The following is a 17,182-nucleotide window of genomic DNA, read 5'->3' as shown; positions in this document are numbered from 1 at the left end:
AGAGTCATGATCATTCCAACCACCCTCGTCAGAATCAGGATCGACGACGTGACCAACCGAACCGCCACCGACACCCCACAGGGCCGCAACCACGACACCGAACCCATCCCGCGCAAGATCATCCTCATCGCCGTCCTCGCCGGATTCTCCGGCCTCCTCTACGGCTACGACTCCGGCGCGATCTCCGGTGCCCTCCCGCTGCTCACCGAGCAGATGGGCCTCAACGCCTCCCAGCAGGGGCTCATCACCTCCCTCCTCCTGTGGGGCGCACTGCCCTCGATCATCGGGGCCACACTCGCCGCCCGCCGATTCGACCGCCGCCACCTCCTCATCGTCGCCGCCGTCATCTTCTTCATCGGCTCGCTCGCGTGCGCCTTCGCCCCCACTCCCGAGGTCCTCGGCATCGCCCGCTTCTTCCTCGGCCTCGGCGTCGGAATCGCGAACATGTTCGGCCTCATCTACCTCTCGGAGCTCTCCCCCACCCGCATCCGCGGTCTGCTCACCGGCCTCTACCAGCTCGCCGTCAACTTCGGCATCCTCGCCGCCTACATCGTCGGCGACGCCTTCCAGGCCTCGGGCCTGTGGCAGTGGATCCTCGGCATCGGCGCGATCCCAGCCGCCGTGTTCTTCGTCGGCATGCTCCTCTCCCCCGCCAGCCCGCGCTGGCTGATCACCCGCGGCCGCGACGACGACGCCCTGAGAGTGCTTGACTCCCTGCGCGGAACCACGGAGATCGCCCGCCTCGAATTCGACGACATCAAGTCGAGCCTCGCCCAGCAGGACCACGGTCTGCGCGGACTGACGACCTCGGCCCGCCGCCCGATGATCGTCCTCCTCATCCTCACGTTCTTCCAGGTCTTCACCGGCATCAACGCCGTCGTCTACTACGCGCCGATCATCTTCGCCCAGTCGGGCATGGGCGATCGCGCCGGCAGCTACGCGAACTACGGGGTGGGCCTCGCGCTCGTCATCTCCACGGCCATCGCCCTGCCCATCATCGACCGCCTCGGCCGAGTCCGCCTGCTCGCGCTCTCGATGGCCGGCCAGACCGTGACGATGCTCGTCCTCTGGCTGCTGCCCGACGCCGGATGGATCAGCATCGCCGCCGTCTTCGCCTACACCTTCGCCTTCGGCATCGGCATGGGACCGGTCTTCTGGCTCCTCGTCCCCGAAGTCCTGCCCCTGTCCGTACGCGCGATCGGCACCGGCGTCGTCACCTTCGTCCAGTACCTCTTCAACGCCACATTCGCGTGGGCCTTCCCCGTCGCCCTCGACGCCATCGGCCCCCTCGTCTTCCTCCTCTTCGCCCTGCTCTCCGCGGCAGCCCTGTGGTTCGTCCTCACCCGCATACCGGAGACGTCCGGACGGTCCTTGGAGGAGATCGAAGCATACTGGAGGACGACGGGATCACGGTCACCGGCGCCCGCCTCGGCGACCGAGAAGAACTGACCCCGCCCCCGGACAGAGGAGAGCCCATGCTCACCACCCCGATCACCCATCCCGAACTCCTCGCGGCCCTGGCCCGGTGCGGTCACGGAACGAAGATCCTCCTCGCCGACGGCAACTACCCCCACCTCACCGGGGTGCCCGCCGGCACCACCCGCATCGCCCTCAACGTCACCCCCGGCCTCCTCACCGTCAATCAGATCCTCACGCCGCTGGCCGAGACCGTCCCGATCGAGTCCTGCGAGTTCATGCTCACCGCCGAGGCCGGCACCGCCCCCGCCGTGACCGGCTACGCCGAGGCGCTGCCCGACGTCCCCTTCACCGGGCACGAGCGCTTCGCGTTCTACGACATCGCCCGCACCCGCGATGTCGGCCTCATCATCGCCACCGGAGACCAACGCCAGTACGCGAACCTCCTCATCACCGTCGGGGTCGTCGTGCCATGACGGAGATCATCGACTCCCACCTGCACCTGTGGGACCGCGACCGCTTCGACTACCCGTGGATGCAGCGTCTGCCGTCCCTGCCGTCTGTCAGCCTGCCGGAGCAGCAAGCGACGACCGCCACCGGCGCGATCGTCATCGAGGCCGGGACCGTCCCGGATCAGGCCCTCGCCGAGGTGGAATGGCTGAGCGGTCTCGCGGAGGCGTCCCCGCTCATCCGCGGCATCGTCGCCGCTGTTGACTTCACCGACCCCCACCTCGCCGAGGCGCTCGACCGTCTCCGCGCCCGCCCCCTCGTCGTCGGGGTGCGGGACAACTTCGAAGGCCGGGAGGCGGGCGACCTCGCCGTCGGTTCCTCGTCCACGGCCGACGCGCTGCTCGCCGGCGCTCTCGCCGCACTGGACGCAGGTCTGACCGTCGATCTCTGCGTGCGGGCCGCACAGCTTGACGTACTCGACGGGTTCGTCAGCGCCCTCGTCGACGTTCGCGGCACCGCCGACGGTCTCGTCCTCGACCACCTCGGCAAACCCCTGCCCGACGATCCGAGCTTCTCCCGCTCGGACTGGGTGGAGGCGATGACCGCGCTCGCCGCACACCCCGGCCTGCACGTGAAGTTCTCCGGCCTCCCCGGCCAGATCCCCGGCCCGGTCAGCGCTCACCGTGCCTATGAGCTCGCCGCCGACTACATCGGCGACGTCGTCTCCGCGTTCGGTCCCGGACGCACGATGTACGGCTCCGACCACCCCGTCTCGACCACCGGGCACGGACTCACCGCGAAGGCGTGGGCCGACGCGGTCGACACCGCCGTGCGGACCGTCCTCGACGACTCCGACACCGCGGCCGTCATGGGCGGAACCGCTGCGAACTTCTATCCCACGAGGAGGAACGGATGCCCCTGAAGAACCCCGTCGTAAAGCGCCTGCACGACATGCGCACTCTCGGATTCGGAGGCGCCCCGATCGGCAACCTCTACCGGCAGATCGACGACGACACCGCGCACGCGGCCGTCGAGGAGGCGTGGACGCTGGGAATCCGGTACTTCGACACCGCACCCCACTACGGTCTCGGTCTCAGTGAGCGCCGCCTCGGCGGGGTGCTCCGGGACAAGCCCCGCGACGAGTTCCTCCTCTCGACGAAGGTCGGCAGGCTCATCCGACCGGCCGAGGATCCGCAGGAATGGGACGACGAGGGCTTCGCCGTGCCCGGGGACCGTATGCGCGTGCGCGACTACTCCCCCGCCGGGGTGCGACGGTCGATCGAGGAATCTCTCGAGCGCCTCGGCGTGGACCGGCTCGACATCGTCTACATCCACGACCCCGACGACCACTGGACGGAGGCCCTCGAGGGGGCCGTGCCCGAACTCAACCGGCTCCGCGACGAAGGGGTGATCGGCGCGTGGGGTGCGGGCATGAACCAGGCGGAGATGCTCACCCGCTTCGTGCGGGAGACCGACATCGACGTCGTCATGCAGGCCGGCCGCTACACGCTGCTCGAACAGGGCGGACGCGAGGAACTCATCCCCGAATGCGCCGCCCGCGGTGTCGGCGTCGTCAACGTCGGAGTGTTCAACTCCGGGATCCTGGCCAATCCCGACCCCAGGTCGCAGGCGAAGTACAACTACGACGACGCCCCGCCCGCCGTCCTCGAGAAGGCCGAGAGACTCGCCGCACTGGCCGACGCGAACGGAACGACCCTGCCGGCGGCCGCCCTCCAGTTCAGTCTCCGCGACCCGGCGATCACGAACGTCACCTTGGGGATGCGCACCGCCGACCAGGTCAGGCGCGACGTCGAACTCCTCAGGCAGCCCGTGCCGGAGTCCTTCTGGACCGCGGCCGTGGGGCAGGGACTCATCGCCGTCGACCCACAGACCCTGAGCGCCTGACCAGCCCGACGACTGCCGACGCCGGACGACTGCCGGAACCCGACAACCACCAGCACCCGACAACCCCGATACTGACGAGGAGATGCCCTTGAGACTCATGCGAATCGGTGCCCGCGATGCCGAGACCCCCGTGCTCGAGGTCGGAGACACGCACTTCGACCTCTCAGCCGTCGTCGACGACATCGACCCGGGATTCTGGGCCGACGGTCCCGCCCGGATCACCGCGGCACACGAGGCCGGCACCCTGCCGGAGATCGACATCGCAGGACAGCGGATCGGGGCACCCATCACCCGACCCGCCTCGGTGATCTGCATCGGACAGAACTACGCCGCCCACGCCGCGGAATCCGGTTCCCCCGCCCCGACCCAGCCGATCATCTTCCTCAAGACGCCGAACACGATCACCGGCCCCTTCGACGACATCGGCATCCCGCCGCGTGCGGCAACCTTCGACTGGGAGGTCGAACTCGGCGTCGTCATCGGCGCTCAGGCGGCCTACCTGGAGAGTCCCGAGGCCGCCCGTGCGGTCATCGGCGGCTATCTCGTCGCCAACGACCTCTCCGAACGCGACTACCAGACGACGCATTCGGGCGGACAGTGGTCGAAGGGCAAGGTCGTCAAGGACTCGATGCCGCTGGGGCCCTATCTCGTCACGGCCGATGCCATCGACACCCGCGATCTGCGACTGCGCAGCTGGGTCAACGGCGACCCCCGGCAGGATTCGACGACGGCGGACATGATCTTCCCCGTCGACGACCTCGTCTGGCGGCTGAGCCAGTACATGCAGCTCGAACCCGGGGACGTCATCTCCACCGGCACCCCGCAGGGTGTGGCCCTCTCCGGGCGGTTCCCCTACCTGCAGCCCGGTGACGTCTCCGAGGTCGAGATCACCGGCCTCGGGCGGCAGCGCCAGGCCTACTTCCGCGTCGACGCCCCGGCCGGCACCGGCGCCGACCTCCTGCTCAGCTGAGCCGAGCTGACCAGGCCCGATCCACCCATCCCTCCGACACGAAAGCCGACATCATGAATGCAGAGTTCTCCGGCCTCACCGCCATCGTCACGGGAGGAGCCTCGGGCATCGGCCGCGCCGTCGCCGAGCTCCTCCTCGAAGGAGGCGCGAACGTCGCCGTCCTCGACCTCAACCCGACCGACGCACCCGAGCAGGCGCTCGGTCTGCGCTGCGACGTCTCCGATCGGGCCTCCGTCGATGCCGCCGTCGAGGCGGCCGCGCAGGAATACGGCGGCATCGACATCGTCATCAACAACGCCGGCATCGGCGCCCAGGGCCAGGTCGATGCCAACGACGACGACGAATGGGACCGCGTGCTCAGCGTCAACGTCGTCTCCGTCGCCCGGGTCACCGCGGCCGCCCTGCCTCACCTGCGCAGGTCCGACCATGCCGCCGTCGTCAACACCTCCTCGGTGGCGGCGACCGCAGGACTGCCCGACCGGGTCCTCTACTCGGCGACGAAGGGCGCGATCTACTCGATGACCCTGGCCATGGCCGCCGACCACGTCCGGGAGGGCATCCGCGTCAACGCCGTGTGCCCGGGCACCGCGAACACCCCGTGGGTGATGAAGGGGCTCATGGCCAAGGCGGAGGATCCCGCGGAGGAGCTGCGCCAGCTCAATGCGCGGCAGCCGCATGGTCGGCTCGTCGAACCCGCCGAGGTGGCGCGCACGATCGTCTTCCTCGCCAGTCCGCTGCAGGGTTCGACGACGGGCACGGCCCTGGCAGTCGACGGCGGGATGCAGGGTCTGCGGCTGCGCCCCCAGTGAGCCGCTCGCCGAGGTGGGGGCGCTAGACCTCGTCGCCTGCCTCGGCGGGGTCGCGGGTTGGGTTGCCCCCACGGAGGTCGTCGGTTGGGTCGCTCCCGCCGAGGTCGTCGTCGGTGGCGACGTCGACGTGGTCGACCCAGCGTTGGACGCCGGAGACGTGGAGGACCATGATCGACTGCGCGAGACGCGCGTCCCCGGCGGCGAGGGCATCGATGATGCGCCGATGCTCGTCGAGGGTGCGCTCGACGGCACCCACTTCGGTCATCCCGCGCCACGTCCGTGCCCGCGTCGTCTTCACCGACACCGCCTCGAGCATCGCGGCGAGGTAGTCGTTGCCGGCGTAGCCGGCGATCGTCGAATGGAACTCGAAGTCGTGGGCGACGAGTGATTCGACCGACTCCGGGTCGGTGTCGCTGATCGTCTGCCGCAACTGCGCGAGCCCGTCCTCGTCGATGCGTTCGGCCGCCCGGTAGGCGGTCTCGGCTTCGAAGATCCGCCGCACCTCGAGGATCTCACGCAGCGACCCGGAGGCGTGGACGTCGACGAGGAAGGACACCGCCTCGGTGAGGTCGACTGCCGACAGCGAGGTGACATACGTGCCCGAGCCGCGCCGGACGTCGAGGACGTTGATGAAGTCGAGGGCCTTGACGGCCTCGCGCAGGGAGTTGCGCGAGAGGCCGAGACGCTCGGCGAGTTCACCCTCCGGCGGAAGCCGGTCTCCGGGCTTGAGTTCGCCGGAGACGATGAGGTCCTTGATCTTGTCGAGCGCGTCGTCCGTCAGTGCCATGGCCCCAACCTAATACACAACCGGTGCTGTCCGGCCCCGCGCCTCACTCGTAGAGGAGCTCGGCGATCTTCGGGTCGTCGATGTTGGACTTGTCGTACCAGTAGAAGCTCGTCGGGATCTGCTTCTCCAGCTGCTTGCCGTCGATCGCGTCGACCGCGGCCTGAACGGTCTTCCCGCCGATGTCGAGCGGGCTCTGAGTGACCGCGCCGAGCATCGAACCATCCCTGATCGCATCGGTCTGAGCCTTGCCGGAGTCGAAGCCGACGACGGTGACGTCGGTGTTCCCCAGTTCCTTGACACCCTGGACGACGCCGATCGCCGCGCCTTCGTTCGTGCCGTAGAGACCGGCGAGGTCCTTGTTCGCCTGGAGCATCGCCTTCGTCGCGTCCGCGGACTTCGCCTGGTCCCCGTCGGCGTTCTGCTCGGCGACGATCTCGATGCCGGGCTCGTTGGCCTTGAGGTAGTCGACGAAACCGTCGCGACGGTCGACACCGGTCTGCGCGGTCTCCGAATGCGTGACGATGCCGACTTTGCCCTTGCCGCCGAGCGCCTCGGCGAGCTTCTTGGCATCCTCGGCCGCTGCCGCCTTGTTGTCGGTGGCCACCGTGGTCAGCGGGATGTCGCTGTCGACACCGGAGTCGAAGGCGATGACGGGGATGTCACTCGACTGCGCCTGCTGGAGCAGCGGGATGACGGCCTTGCTGTCCAAGGCTGCGATGGCGACGGCATCGGGCTGCTTGTCCAAGGCCCCCTGCAGCTGGGTGACCTGTTGTTCGACGTCGGTCTCGCTGTCGGGGCCTTCGAAGGTGACGGTGACTCCGAGTTCCTTCGCCTTCGCCTCGGCGCCCTTCTTCACGGTCTGCCAGAACTGGTGCTGGTAGCCCTTGGAGATGATGGCGATCGTCTTCTGATCGTCTCCGCCCCCTCCGGAGCCGCCGGAGCCGCAGCCTGTGGCGATGAGGGCGGCGGCGGAGACCGCCGCGAGCGTGGTGAGCAGCTTGGTGGACCTCATGGTGTTCTCCTTCGAATCGGTTGAGGCAGTGGTCGTTGAGGCAGGTGGAATCGAGGGTGCTGGTCTATCCCGTGGCGCCGGTCGACGAGTTCTTCTTCCGCACGATGTCGAGGTAGACGGCGAGGAGGACGACGACGCCGATGGCGACCTGCTGCCATTCCTGGGCGACGCCGGCCATGCGCAGGCCGTTGTCGAGCACGGCCATGATGAGGGCGCCGATGACGGTGCCGATCATGGAGCCGCGGCCCCCGGCCAGGGACGTGCCGCCGATGATGACCGCGGCGATCGCCTGGAGTTCGATGCCGGCACCACCGGTGGGCTGGGCCGAGCTCAGCCGTGAGGCCGCGAGCACCCCGGCGAGGCCGACGAAGAGTCCGCAGAGGACGTAGACGGAAATCAGCCATGCCCGGACGTTGACCCCTGACAGGCGCGTCGCCTTCTCGTTCGAGCCGATCGCGAACGCGGTCCGGCCGATGAGCGTGCGCTGGAGGATGACGACGGAGACGACGATGAGGACGAGGAAGAGCACCGTGCCCAGCGGCAGGCGCATCCCCGGCAGAAGCGAGGCATTCATGATCGCCCCGAAGTCCGGGGTGTCGGTGAAGTAGATCGGCTTGGTGCCGCTGATGACGAGGGAGAGTCCCTGGGTGACCATCATCATGCCCAGGGTGGCGATGAACGACGGCAGCCCGAGGACGGCGACGTTGAACCCGTTGATCAGCCCGATGAGACCCCCGAACCCGATCGTCAGGGCGATGCCGAGAGGCAGCGGCAGGCCCATGTTCGTGATGAACACCCCGGCCATGACACCGCAGAGGATCATGCCCGTGCCCACGGAGAGGTCGATGCCGCCGGTGATGATGATGAAGGTGACGCCGAGGGCGAGCAGACCCACCGTCGTCACCGTGGTGAGGATCGTCGAGAGGTTGGTCAGGGTGAGGAACGAGTCGGGGTTGATGATCGCGAAGACGATGACGATGATGACGAGGCTGGCGACGGCGAGCAGCTGCTGGAGAGAATTGCGCCAGCGGCTGCGCGTGCCCGCAGGACGCTGAGTCGTCATCGGTCCGGTCGACTGCGGCGGGGCGGCGGAGGCGAGTTCGGCATTCATTCAGGCGACGATTCCCATCGATTCGGTGTATCGGGTGGCGAGCTCCATGATCGAGTCCTGTGTTGCCTCGGCGGCGTCGAGGATGCCGGTGAGCCGGCCTTCGGAGAGGACTGCGATGCGGTGCGAGAGCAGGAGGACTTCGGGCAGTTCGGAGGAGATGACGATGATCGACTTGCCCTCGCAGCTCAGCTGCCGGAGCAGCGCGTAGATCTCCGCCTTCGCCCCGACGTCGATGCCGCGGGTGGGTTCGTCGAAGATGAAGATGTCGCAGTCCTTGACGAGCCACTTGGCGATCGCGACCTTCTGCTGGTTGCCTCCGGAGAGCTTCTCGAGGATCTGGGTGATCGACGGCGTCCTGATCCTCAGGGTCGACACGGACTCCCGAGCGGCGGCGTCGATGCGGCCCTCGTCGGTGAACCCGAAGCGGCTGAGCCTGCGCAGGCTCGGCAGGGCGATGTTGTCGCGCACGGACTGACCGGTGAGGACACCGAGCTGCTTGCGGTCTTCGGAGAGGTAGCAGATTCCCAGCTTGGCCGCGGCCGCAGGGTTGGGGATCCTCACCCTCCGTCCCCCGAGGAGGATCTCGCCCGAGGTGAGCGGGTCGGCGCCGATGATCGCCCGCGCCGTCTCGGTGCGTCCCGCGCCCATGAGACCGGCGAGGCCGAGGATCTCCCCGCGGCGCAGGCCGAAGCCGATGCCTTTGAGCGTCGACTTCGTCGTAAGGTTCCGGACTTCGAGGACCACCTCGCCCGAGCCCTGGTACGCCGGGGCCTCGCTGACGGCGTCGAGCTCGCGTCCGACCATCATCCGGATGACCTCGGGCATCTCAGTCGTCGCGGTCGGCACGGTGCCGATCTTCTCGCCGTCGCGGATGACGGTGATGCGCTGGGTGATCGCCTTGAGTTCGGGCATGCGATGGGAGATGTAGATGACGCCGGTGGCGGGAGTGACGAAACGGCGGATGAGGCCGTGGAGGATCTCGACCTCCTCGTCGTTGAGCGCCGCCGTCGGTTCGTCCATGATGAGGATGCGGGCGTCCTGGTTGAGCGCTTTCGCGATCTCGACCATCTGCTGGGCGGCGACCGTGAGGCGCCCGACGACAGCCTTGGGATCGAGCGCGAGTCCGAGGCGGTCGAGGAGGGCGGCGGCATCGGCGTTGAGGCGACGTTCGTTGATGAACGGACCCACCCGCGGTTCCCGGCCGAGGTAGATGTTCTGGGCGACGGTGAGGTCGTCGACGAGGTTGAACTCCTGGTGGATGATCGCGATGCCGAGGCGTTCGGCCTCCGTTGTCGACCCGATGCGCACCGGTCTGCCGTCGATGCGGAACTCACCGGTGTCGGGCGTGTAGACACCCGAGAGCAGCTTCATCAGCGTCGACTTCCCCGCCCCGTTCTCCCCGACGAGACCGAGGACCTCGCCGGGATACAAGTCGAGGTCGACGTCGGAGAGGGCGCGCACTCCGGGAAACGACTTCCCGGCGCCCCGGATGTCGAGCAGCGGCGTTGACATCTGACGGTTACTCCTCATTGAAAACCTAAGACATCCTATGTCTGTTCTTCAGACTAGATGCCTCGGGCGTCAATGACAAGCACTGATCCGGAGTTTTTCCGCTATGACGCGGAGATTTCACTCAATACATTGGATGACTTGCCGGAATGCCGCTACCCCGTCGCGACACCGAACATCAGACCGATGAGATAGGTCGCGATCATCGTCAGGGTGCCCATGACGACGTTGCGGATGATCGCGGGCCGCCTCGGCGACTTGCCGAGGGTGGCACTGATCCACCCGGTGAGGAAGAGACCGACGACGACGGCCGCGGCCGCCACCCACACCCGGTGCGGGCCGACGGGCAGGAGGATGAGGGCGAGCGGGATGAGGGCGCCGGCGGTGAAGGAGACGAACGATGAGAGGGCCGCCGCCCACGGGCTCGTGAACTCCCTGGGGTCGATGCCGAGTTCGACCTCGGCGTGGGCGCCGAGCGCATCGCGCTTCGTCAGCTCCTTCGCGACCTGCTCTGCGAGCTCGGCAGACAGTCCCTTGTCACGGTAGAAGCCGGCGAGCTCCGCGAGCTCGGCGTCGGGCATCTCATCGAGCTCCCACTTCTCCTTGGCGATGAGGGCCCTCTCCGTGTCGCGCTGCGTGCTCACCGACACGTACTCGCCGCCGGCCATCGAGAAGGCACCGGCGACGAGGGCCGCGATGCCGGCCGTGGCGATGGCGGCGATATTGTTCGGGGTCGCCGCGGCCACGCCGATGACGACGCCGGCGGTCGAGACGATGCCGTCGTTGGCGCCGAGCACACCGGCTCGCAGCCAGTTGAGCTTCTGACCGGTGCCGCGATCATGGGGTTCATGGGGATGTGACTGCTGTGCTGTCATGACCACATCATGTCCCCGCAGGCGACCGGGGGCAAGCATGCGCAGGCTCCCCTGAGCGGGCGCCGCAACGACGCGTATAATTGATTCTTCAACCACTGGCGGTGTTGCGCCTTTGCGGCCGCACCCATTCACACGAGGACGCCGATGACCACCCCTGTCTCCGAAACCGCGATCAGTCCGCAGGCCGGCATGGATGCCGTGACGCTGCGCGTCGGCGACCTCGAACTCATGACCGGCTACTACGCCGATGCTCTCGCCCTCGAACCGCTCGAGGAGGCTGCCCGCGGACGCGAGGTCCACCGCGTGCTCGGCCGCGCCGGCACGCCGATGGTCAAGTTCGTCTCCACCCCCGGCCTGCCCGCAGGTTCTCGCCGGCAGGCCGGTCTCTTCCACACCGCGTTCCTCTTCGAGACCGAGGAGTCCCTGGCCGCGACGGTCGCCCATGCCGCGGCGAACACGAAAAGCCGATTCCTCGCCTCCCAGGACCACCTCGTCAGTCAGGCCTTCTACTTCTCCGACCCCGAGGGCAACGGCATCGAACTCTACGTCGACCGTGCCCGTTCGCAGTGGGGCCGCACCCCGGACGGCGAGATCGCAATGGATTCGATCGCCTTCGACCCCGACGCCTTCCTCTCCCGGCATCTCGAGTCAGGGGCCCTCGATCACACTGCGCAGCTGCCGGGCGTCGTCGGCCATGTCCACCTTCAGGTCGGCGACCTCGAGCGGGCTCGGCATTTCTACGTCGGGGCCATCGGCTTCGAGACGACGCACACCGCGATGCGCGGGGCGATCTTCGCCTCCGCCGGCGGCTACCACCACCACGTGGCGATGAATACGTGGAACAGCCTCGGCGCGGGACCACGGGCGGCGAGCCTCGGGCTCGGTGACCTCGCGATCACCGTGCCCGGGCGCGAGGACCTCGATGCGCTCATCGCCCGCCTGACCTCCCGGTCGCTGACCTTCGCCGACGACGGCCGCACCGTGCGCCTCAACGATCCATGGGGCACACAGGTCACCGTCGCCGTCGGGGCCAGCTCGATCGAGGAGACCCTCGAACGCTGAGCCGCGCTCTGGTCCTTCCCGCCTCAGCGTCCAGCGCTCAGCGTTCGGCGGCGGCGACGACCGCCTCGGGCCGCAGGTCGAGACGGCGCAGCAGCTGCGCATTGAGGGCAACGACCACCGTCGACGCCGACATGAGGATCGCGCCGACGCTCATCGGCAGGACAAAGCCGATGGGAGCGAGGATGCCCGCGGCCAAGGGCACAGCGATGAGGTTGTAGCCGGCCGCCCACCACAGGTTCTGCTTCATCTTCCGGTAGCTGGCACGGGAGAGCTCAAGGACGGAGAGCACCGACCGCGGATCGTCTGAGGCGAGGATGACTCCTGCCGAGCCGATCGCCACATCGGTGCCGGCGCCGATCGCGATGCCGACATCGGCCTGAGCGAGCGCCGGGGCGTCGTTGACGCCGTCGCCGACCATCGCGACCTTCTTGCCCTCGGCCTGAAGCTCGGAGACCTTTGCGGCCTTGTCCGCGGGACGCACGCCGGCGAAGACCCGGTCGATGCCGAGCTGTTCGGCCACGGACCGGGCGACCGCCTCGGCGTCCCCGGTGATCATAACGACCTCGATGCCCTGCGCGTGGAGGGCTTCGACCGCCTGCTTCGACTCCGACCGGATCTCGTCGGCCAGGCGGAGGGCACCGACGACCGACCCGTCGACGAGGACGTGGAGGATGATCGCTCCCTCGGCCCGCCAGGTCTCGGCGACAGCAGCTTCGGCAGCTCCGCGTTCGGTGAGCAGATGCGGTCCGCCGACCTCGACGATGGACCCGTCGACCTCGGCACGCACGCCCACGGCCGGTGACGAGGAGAAGTCCTGGGCGTTCGGCACGTGGAGTCCGCGGTCGGTCGCGGCCCGGACGATGGCGCGGGCGAGGGGGTGCTCGCTGTCGGTCTCGGCCGCCGCTGCCAGCGCGAGCACCTCGTCCTCGTCACGGTCGCCGGTGGTCTCGACGGCGGTGACGGTCGGCTCGCCCTTCGTCAGGGTGCCGGTCTTGTCGAAGAGGACGGCGTCGACGGTGCGCATCGTCTCGAGCGCGAGCCTGTCCTTGATGAGGACCCCGGCCCGGGCGGCGCGTTCGGTCGCGATCGAGACGACGAGCGGGATCGCGAGGCCCAGCGCATGGGGGCAGGCGATGACGAGGACGGTGATCGTGCGCACCACGGCGTCGTCGGGCATGCCGACGAGCGTCCAGACGATCGCGGTGATGACGGCGGAGCCGAGGGCGAACCAGAATAGCCACGCGGCCGCCCGATCAGCCAGCCGCTGGGCGCGGGACGAGGAGTTCTGGGCCTCGGCGACGAGCTTGCGGATGCCGGCGAGTGCAGTGTCGTCGCCGGTCGCGGTGATCTCGATGCGCAGTCCGGAGTCCGTGGCGACGGTGCCGGCCACGACGGTGTCGCCGACCCCGCGGCGAACTGGTCGCGATTCGCCGGTGATCATCGACTCATCCATCTCCGCGGTGCCGTCGATGATCCGTCCGTCGGCGGGGACGGCGGAGCCGGGACGGACGACGACGATGTCGCCGACGACGAGATCTGCGGGTGAGACGGTGACCGTCTGCCCGTCGACGACTTTGACCGCTTCGTCGGGCAGGAGCGCTGCGAGGCTGTCGAGCGCCGAGGTGGTCTGCGCGAGCGAACGCATCTCGAGCCAGTGCCCGGCGAGCATGATGACGATGAGGAGGGCGAGCTCCCACCAGAAGTCGAGTTCCGGGTCGAGGAGACCCAGCGACGATCCCCATGAGGCGAGGAAGGCGACGGTGATCGCGAGTGCGATGAGCAGCATCATCCCGGGCTTGCGTGCCCTGATCTCGCTCAGCCCTCCCGTGAGGAACGGCTTGCCGCCCCAGACGTACATGACCGTGCCGAGGATCGGGGCAATCCACCGCAGCCACCCCCACGGTCCCGAGTCGGGAACCATATAGCCGACGAGGTGGCCGAACATCGGGCTGAAGGCGACGACGGGGATCGCGATGAGGAGGTTGATGAAGAAGAGGCGGCCGAAGATCGCGGCATGGCCGCCGTGACCGGAATGGCCATCATGACCAGAGTGGCCGCTCCCCTGGCCCCCATGGCTCGAGTGATCGCCATGCATCGAGTGATCCCCGTGCATGGAGTGGTTCATATGCTCCGAATGGTCGCCGTGCGAGCCGTCGCCTGCATCGACGCCCGTGGTCGTCCTGTCGCTGCGTTCCGTGTCCATGTCGCCAATCTATACCCCCTAGGGGTATCAATCAAGGCCCAGTCGGTGAGATCTCTGAGAATTTTCTTTGCGTTGCTGAGCAGTTATGGAACATACTTGCTCATACTGAGCAACTTTCTGGCCGGCATCGACGCCGTCCCGGAAGACAGCACGACTCTGACCGGACCGACCGGTCAGCCTCATCGTGGAGGACACCATGGACCTGCAGCTCATCCTGGCTCTTGTCGCCGGGATCGCGACGATCGTCGTCATCGTTCTCTTCACCCGCCTCGACGCCTTCATCGCCCTGCTCATCGCCGCGATCGTCACCGGCGTCGTCGCCGGGCAGGACCTGCTCTCCCTCATCGACGCCGTGACCACCGGCTTCGGGAACACGCTGGCGAGCATCGGCATCGTCATCGGCCTTGGCGTCGGGATCGGCAAGATCCTCGAGGTCTCCGGCGCCGCCGACTCCCTGGCCCGGGCCTTCCTCCGCGCCTTCGGCAAGGGCCGGGAACCGTGGGCGATGGGTTCGGTCGGATCGCTCGTGTCGATTCCGGTCTTCTGCGACTCCGGGTACGTGATCATGAACCCGCTCGCCCGGTCGATCGCCCGCGTCAAGCGCGGCGGCTACATCACCCTGGCGCTGGCGCTCGGCGCGGGGATGACGCTGACCCACCACATGGTTCCGCCCACGCCCGGCCCGCTCGCTGCGACCGGCATCCTCGGCGCCGACATCGGCTCCGTCATCCTCACCGGTCTCGTCTTCACGGTCCTCCTCCTGCCCGTCGTCGTCATCTACGCCCGCTGGATCGGCCCGAAGCTCGAACCCTTCCTCAATGCCAAGGTCAGGCACGACGTCTACTCGACCGTCGCCGCCGGTGCCCCGACCTCCTCAACGAGCGCGGTCGAGACGATCACCGAACCCGACGGCACCACGGAGACCGTGACGGTGGAGGCGACGACCTCGGTGAGGGATGCCGGCACGAAGCAGCCGGGAGCGTTCCTCGGCTTCCTCCCGCTCATCATCCCCCTCCTCCTCATCGTCGCGAACACCGTATCCACGGCCATCGACCGCAACGCCCAGGGCGTCCTCTCCGGCGATGACTACGAGCCCTCGAGCTGGGTCGCCCCGCTCGCGTTTATCGGCAACCCCGTCGTCGCCCTCATCATCGGCCTCGTCCTCGCCGTCTACACCCTCCTGCCGCGGCTCACCCCGCGCACGCAGGTCCAGAGCTGGCTCGCCGACGCCGCCGCCTCGGCCGGCCTCATCCTCCTCATCACCGGTGCCGGCGGCAGCTTCGGAATGGTGCTGCGCGAATCCGGTGTCGGCGACGCACTCGCCGAGGCGATCGCCTCGATCAGCCTGCCCGCCCTGCTCGTGCCGTTCATCATCGCCTCCCTCGTCCGCCTGGCCCAAGGCTCAGGTACGGTTGCGATGATCACCGCCGCCTCCGTCACCGCCCCGCTCATCGCCCCGCTGGGGCTCAGCCCGCTCGTCGCAGTCATGGCGTGCACGGCCGGATCGATGGTCTTCTCCTACTTCAACGACTCGTACTTCTGGGTCGTCACCCGCTTCGCCGGCCTCGACGGCATCCAGGCGATCAAGGGCTGGTCGGGCATCACCACGGCCGTGTGGCTCGGTTCCATTCCGCTCCTCTTCGTGCTCGACTTGGTCGTATGAGCACCGAGCCGACCGTCTCCCCCGAGCCGGAGCACTCACGGATCCTCATCGTCGCCGACGACCTCACCGGAGGCAACGCGTGCGGGGCCCTCTTCGCCGAGGCGGGCCTGCGCACCATCACCGTCACCGGCACGAGAGCACAGGACACGGTCGACCTCGACGTCCTCCTCGACGACTACGACGCCGTGGTCCTCAACGCCGATTCCCGACATCTGCCCCCGGTCAAGGCCGCCGAACTCACCGCCGCCCTCATCGGCAGCGCCGGGGACGTCGACCTCCTCGCGTGCCGCATCGATACGACCCTGCGCGGCAACGTCGGTGTCACCGCCGAGGCGGCCCTGAGCGCCCGACGCCGCATCGCCGCCGAGTCCGGCGGAGCGCCCAAGCGGGTCATCGGACTCTGCGTTCCCGCCTTCCCCCAGGCCGGGCGCACCACAGTCCAGGGCCTCCAACTCCTCGACGGCAGGCTCCTCGAGCACACGGAGCTCGCCCGGGACGTCCGCTCGCCTATGCGCACCTCCCAGGTGGCGAAGATCCTTGAGGACGGCACCGACCTCGAGACCCACCGCATCGACCTCTCCCATGTCCTCGCGGGACGACTCGCCATCCGCGCCGAGGTGGTCACCGGCATCGCCTCGGGTGCCGACGTCATCATCGTCGACGCCCTGACCACCGAGCACATCGACCTCGTCGGCTCCGTCGTCGCCTCGGTGACCCGCGAGATCGCGGCCACCGCCCCGGACACGCCCGGAGAGCACGTCCGGCTGCACGCGAATCTGCGCCGGGGTGAGCTCATCGACTAGGTGACGATCGATCCGGGTCCCGGCAGCCTCGCCTTGGCTCTGCCGCTGCTGCCGACGCGACCCAACGGCGTCATCCTCGGGATCTCCGGTTCGGCCACCGAGGTCACCCGAGCGCAGCTGGCGACGCTGGCCGAGGATCCTCTCGTCGCACTCATCGGCACCGCCGTCGACGAGGACGGCCTGCCCGACGTCGAGGCCACGCTCGCCCGGGTCGACGGGGTCACCTCGGCGAAGGCGATCATCATCGCCACCGTCGTCGAGGGCTCGGACGTGCGCGAGCTCACCGATGCGCAGTCGGAGGAGACGACGCGGCGGCTGGCCGCGATCGCCGGCATCCTGCTCTCCTCCCCCGCGGTCACCGGCCTCTACACGACCGGCGGCGACGTCACCGCCGCCGTGATGCGCAGCGTCGGGGCGGTGGGTATGGAGATCGCCAAGGAGATCATCCCGCTCGCCGTCGGCGGCCGCCTCGTCGGGGGACGCTGCGACGGTCTGCCGATCGTGACGAAGGGCGGGCTCATCGGCGATTCCGACACCGCGACGCAGTGCCTCGACTACCTCCGAGCCGTCTCCCGGGTCGGCCAGGGATGAGCCCGATCGCCGACCA

The 17,182-nt window shown here is 68.4% G+C and carries 16 protein-coding genes; 10 read left to right on the top strand and 6 right to left on the bottom strand.

Annotation, left to right across the window (positions count from 1 at the left end):
- Positions 1 to 48 precede the first annotated feature (48 nt).
- The 6 genes from AAHA49_RS00535 (at position 49) to AAHA49_RS00510 (ending at position 5,550) form a co-directional block, all read left to right on the top strand.
- The gene (locus tag AAHA49_RS00535) at positions 49 to 1,449 is read left to right on the top strand and encodes a sugar porter family MFS transporter (RefSeq protein WP_339392924.1); all 1,401 of its coding nucleotides are present in this window, start codon (positions 49 to 51) and stop codon (positions 1,447 to 1,449) included.
- Between the two features lie 26 nt (positions 1,450 to 1,475).
- On the top strand, positions 1,476 to 1,892 hold the full coding sequence (locus AAHA49_RS00530; protein WP_342036832.1) for an RbsD/FucU family protein: 417 nt from the start codon (positions 1,476 to 1,478) through the stop codon (positions 1,890 to 1,892).
- Entirely contained in the window at positions 1,889 to 2,788 is a 900-nt protein-coding gene (locus AAHA49_RS00525) for an amidohydrolase family protein (protein WP_342036831.1), read from the top strand. Before AAHA49_RS00530 ends, AAHA49_RS00525 begins: the two co-directional genes overlap by 4 nt.
- Complete coding sequence (locus AAHA49_RS00520; RefSeq protein ID WP_342036830.1) at positions 2,779 to 3,771, top strand: aldo/keto reductase; 993 nt, start codon at positions 2,779 to 2,781, stop codon at positions 3,769 to 3,771. Before AAHA49_RS00525 ends, AAHA49_RS00520 begins: the two co-directional genes overlap by 10 nt.
- An 88-nt stretch (positions 3,772 to 3,859) precedes the next feature.
- Positions 3,860 to 4,741 (top strand): fumarylacetoacetate hydrolase family protein, encoded by an 882-nt coding sequence (locus AAHA49_RS00515; RefSeq protein ID WP_342036829.1) that lies wholly within the window; start codon positions 3,860 to 3,862, stop codon positions 4,739 to 4,741.
- 53 nt (positions 4,742 to 4,794) lie between these two features.
- On the top strand, positions 4,795 to 5,550 hold the full coding sequence (locus AAHA49_RS00510; protein WP_342036828.1) for an SDR family NAD(P)-dependent oxidoreductase: 756 nt from the start codon (positions 4,795 to 4,797) through the stop codon (positions 5,548 to 5,550).
- 22 nt (positions 5,551 to 5,572) lie between these two features.
- Here the strand turns inward: AAHA49_RS00510 and AAHA49_RS00505 are convergent, their stop codons facing one another.
- From AAHA49_RS00505 to AAHA49_RS00485, 5 genes are all read right to left on the bottom strand, one after another.
- Positions 5,573 to 6,337, bottom strand: coding sequence for a FadR/GntR family transcriptional regulator (locus AAHA49_RS00505; RefSeq protein ID WP_342036827.1), 765 nt, complete (start codon positions 6,335 to 6,337; stop codon positions 5,573 to 5,575).
- Positions 6,338 to 6,380: 43 nt separating this feature from the next.
- Positions 6,381 to 7,349, bottom strand: coding sequence for an ABC transporter substrate-binding protein (locus AAHA49_RS00500; protein WP_342036826.1), 969 nt, complete (start codon positions 7,347 to 7,349; stop codon positions 6,381 to 6,383).
- A 64-nt stretch (positions 7,350 to 7,413) separates the two neighbouring features.
- Positions 7,414 to 8,460: an ABC transporter permease gene (locus tag AAHA49_RS00495; protein ID WP_342036825.1), complete on the bottom strand. Its 1,047-nt coding sequence runs from the start codon at positions 8,458 to 8,460 to the stop codon at positions 7,414 to 7,416.
- Complete coding sequence (locus AAHA49_RS00490) at positions 8,461 to 9,972, bottom strand: sugar ABC transporter ATP-binding protein (protein WP_342036824.1); 1,512 nt, start codon at positions 9,970 to 9,972, stop codon at positions 8,461 to 8,463.
- Positions 9,973 to 10,124: 152 nt separating this feature from the next.
- Positions 10,125 to 10,844 carry a VIT1/CCC1 transporter family protein gene (locus AAHA49_RS00485; protein WP_342036823.1) on the bottom strand — a complete coding sequence of 240 codons (720 nt, stop codon included), beginning with the start codon at positions 10,842 to 10,844 and terminating at the stop codon, positions 10,125 to 10,127.
- 144 nt (positions 10,845 to 10,988) lie between these two features.
- Between AAHA49_RS00485 and AAHA49_RS00480 the strand changes: the two genes are divergently transcribed.
- A complete protein-coding gene (locus AAHA49_RS00480) occupies positions 10,989 to 11,906 on the top strand; it encodes a VOC family protein (RefSeq protein ID WP_342036822.1) in 918 nt (305 codons plus the stop codon).
- A gap of 37 nt (positions 11,907 to 11,943) precedes the next feature.
- Here the strand turns inward: AAHA49_RS00480 and AAHA49_RS00475 are convergent, their stop codons facing one another.
- Positions 11,944 to 14,109: a heavy metal translocating P-type ATPase gene (locus AAHA49_RS00475; RefSeq protein WP_425286488.1), complete on the bottom strand. Its 2,166-nt coding sequence runs from the start codon at positions 14,107 to 14,109 to the stop codon at positions 11,944 to 11,946.
- A 196-nt stretch (positions 14,110 to 14,305) separates the two neighbouring features.
- Between AAHA49_RS00475 and AAHA49_RS00470 the strand changes: the two genes are divergently transcribed.
- Genes AAHA49_RS00470 through AAHA49_RS00460 form a run of 3 tightly spaced genes read left to right on the top strand, consistent with a single transcriptional unit; the run spans position 14,306 to position 17,166 of the window.
- Positions 14,306 to 15,772, top strand: a complete 1,467-nt coding sequence (locus tag AAHA49_RS00470; RefSeq protein ID WP_342036821.1) for a GntP family permease — start codon at positions 14,306 to 14,308, stop codon at positions 15,770 to 15,772.
- A complete protein-coding gene (locus AAHA49_RS00465; RefSeq protein WP_342036820.1) occupies positions 15,769 to 16,575 on the top strand; it encodes a four-carbon acid sugar kinase family protein in 807 nt (268 codons plus the stop codon). The genes AAHA49_RS00470 and AAHA49_RS00465 overlap by 4 nt, the downstream gene beginning before the upstream one ends.
- Complete coding sequence (locus AAHA49_RS00460) at positions 16,576 to 17,166, top strand: nucleotide-binding domain containing protein (RefSeq protein WP_342036819.1); 591 nt, start codon at positions 16,576 to 16,578, stop codon at positions 17,164 to 17,166.
- Positions 17,167 to 17,182 lie beyond the last annotated feature (16 nt).

The sequence above is a fragment of the Brevibacterium ammoniilyticum genome (genome assembly GCF_038429965.1).
Lineage (GTDB): Bacteria > Actinomycetota > Actinomycetes > Actinomycetales > Brevibacteriaceae > Brevibacterium > Brevibacterium ammoniilyticum.
This window is presented reverse-complemented; position numbering and strand designations above follow the sequence as displayed.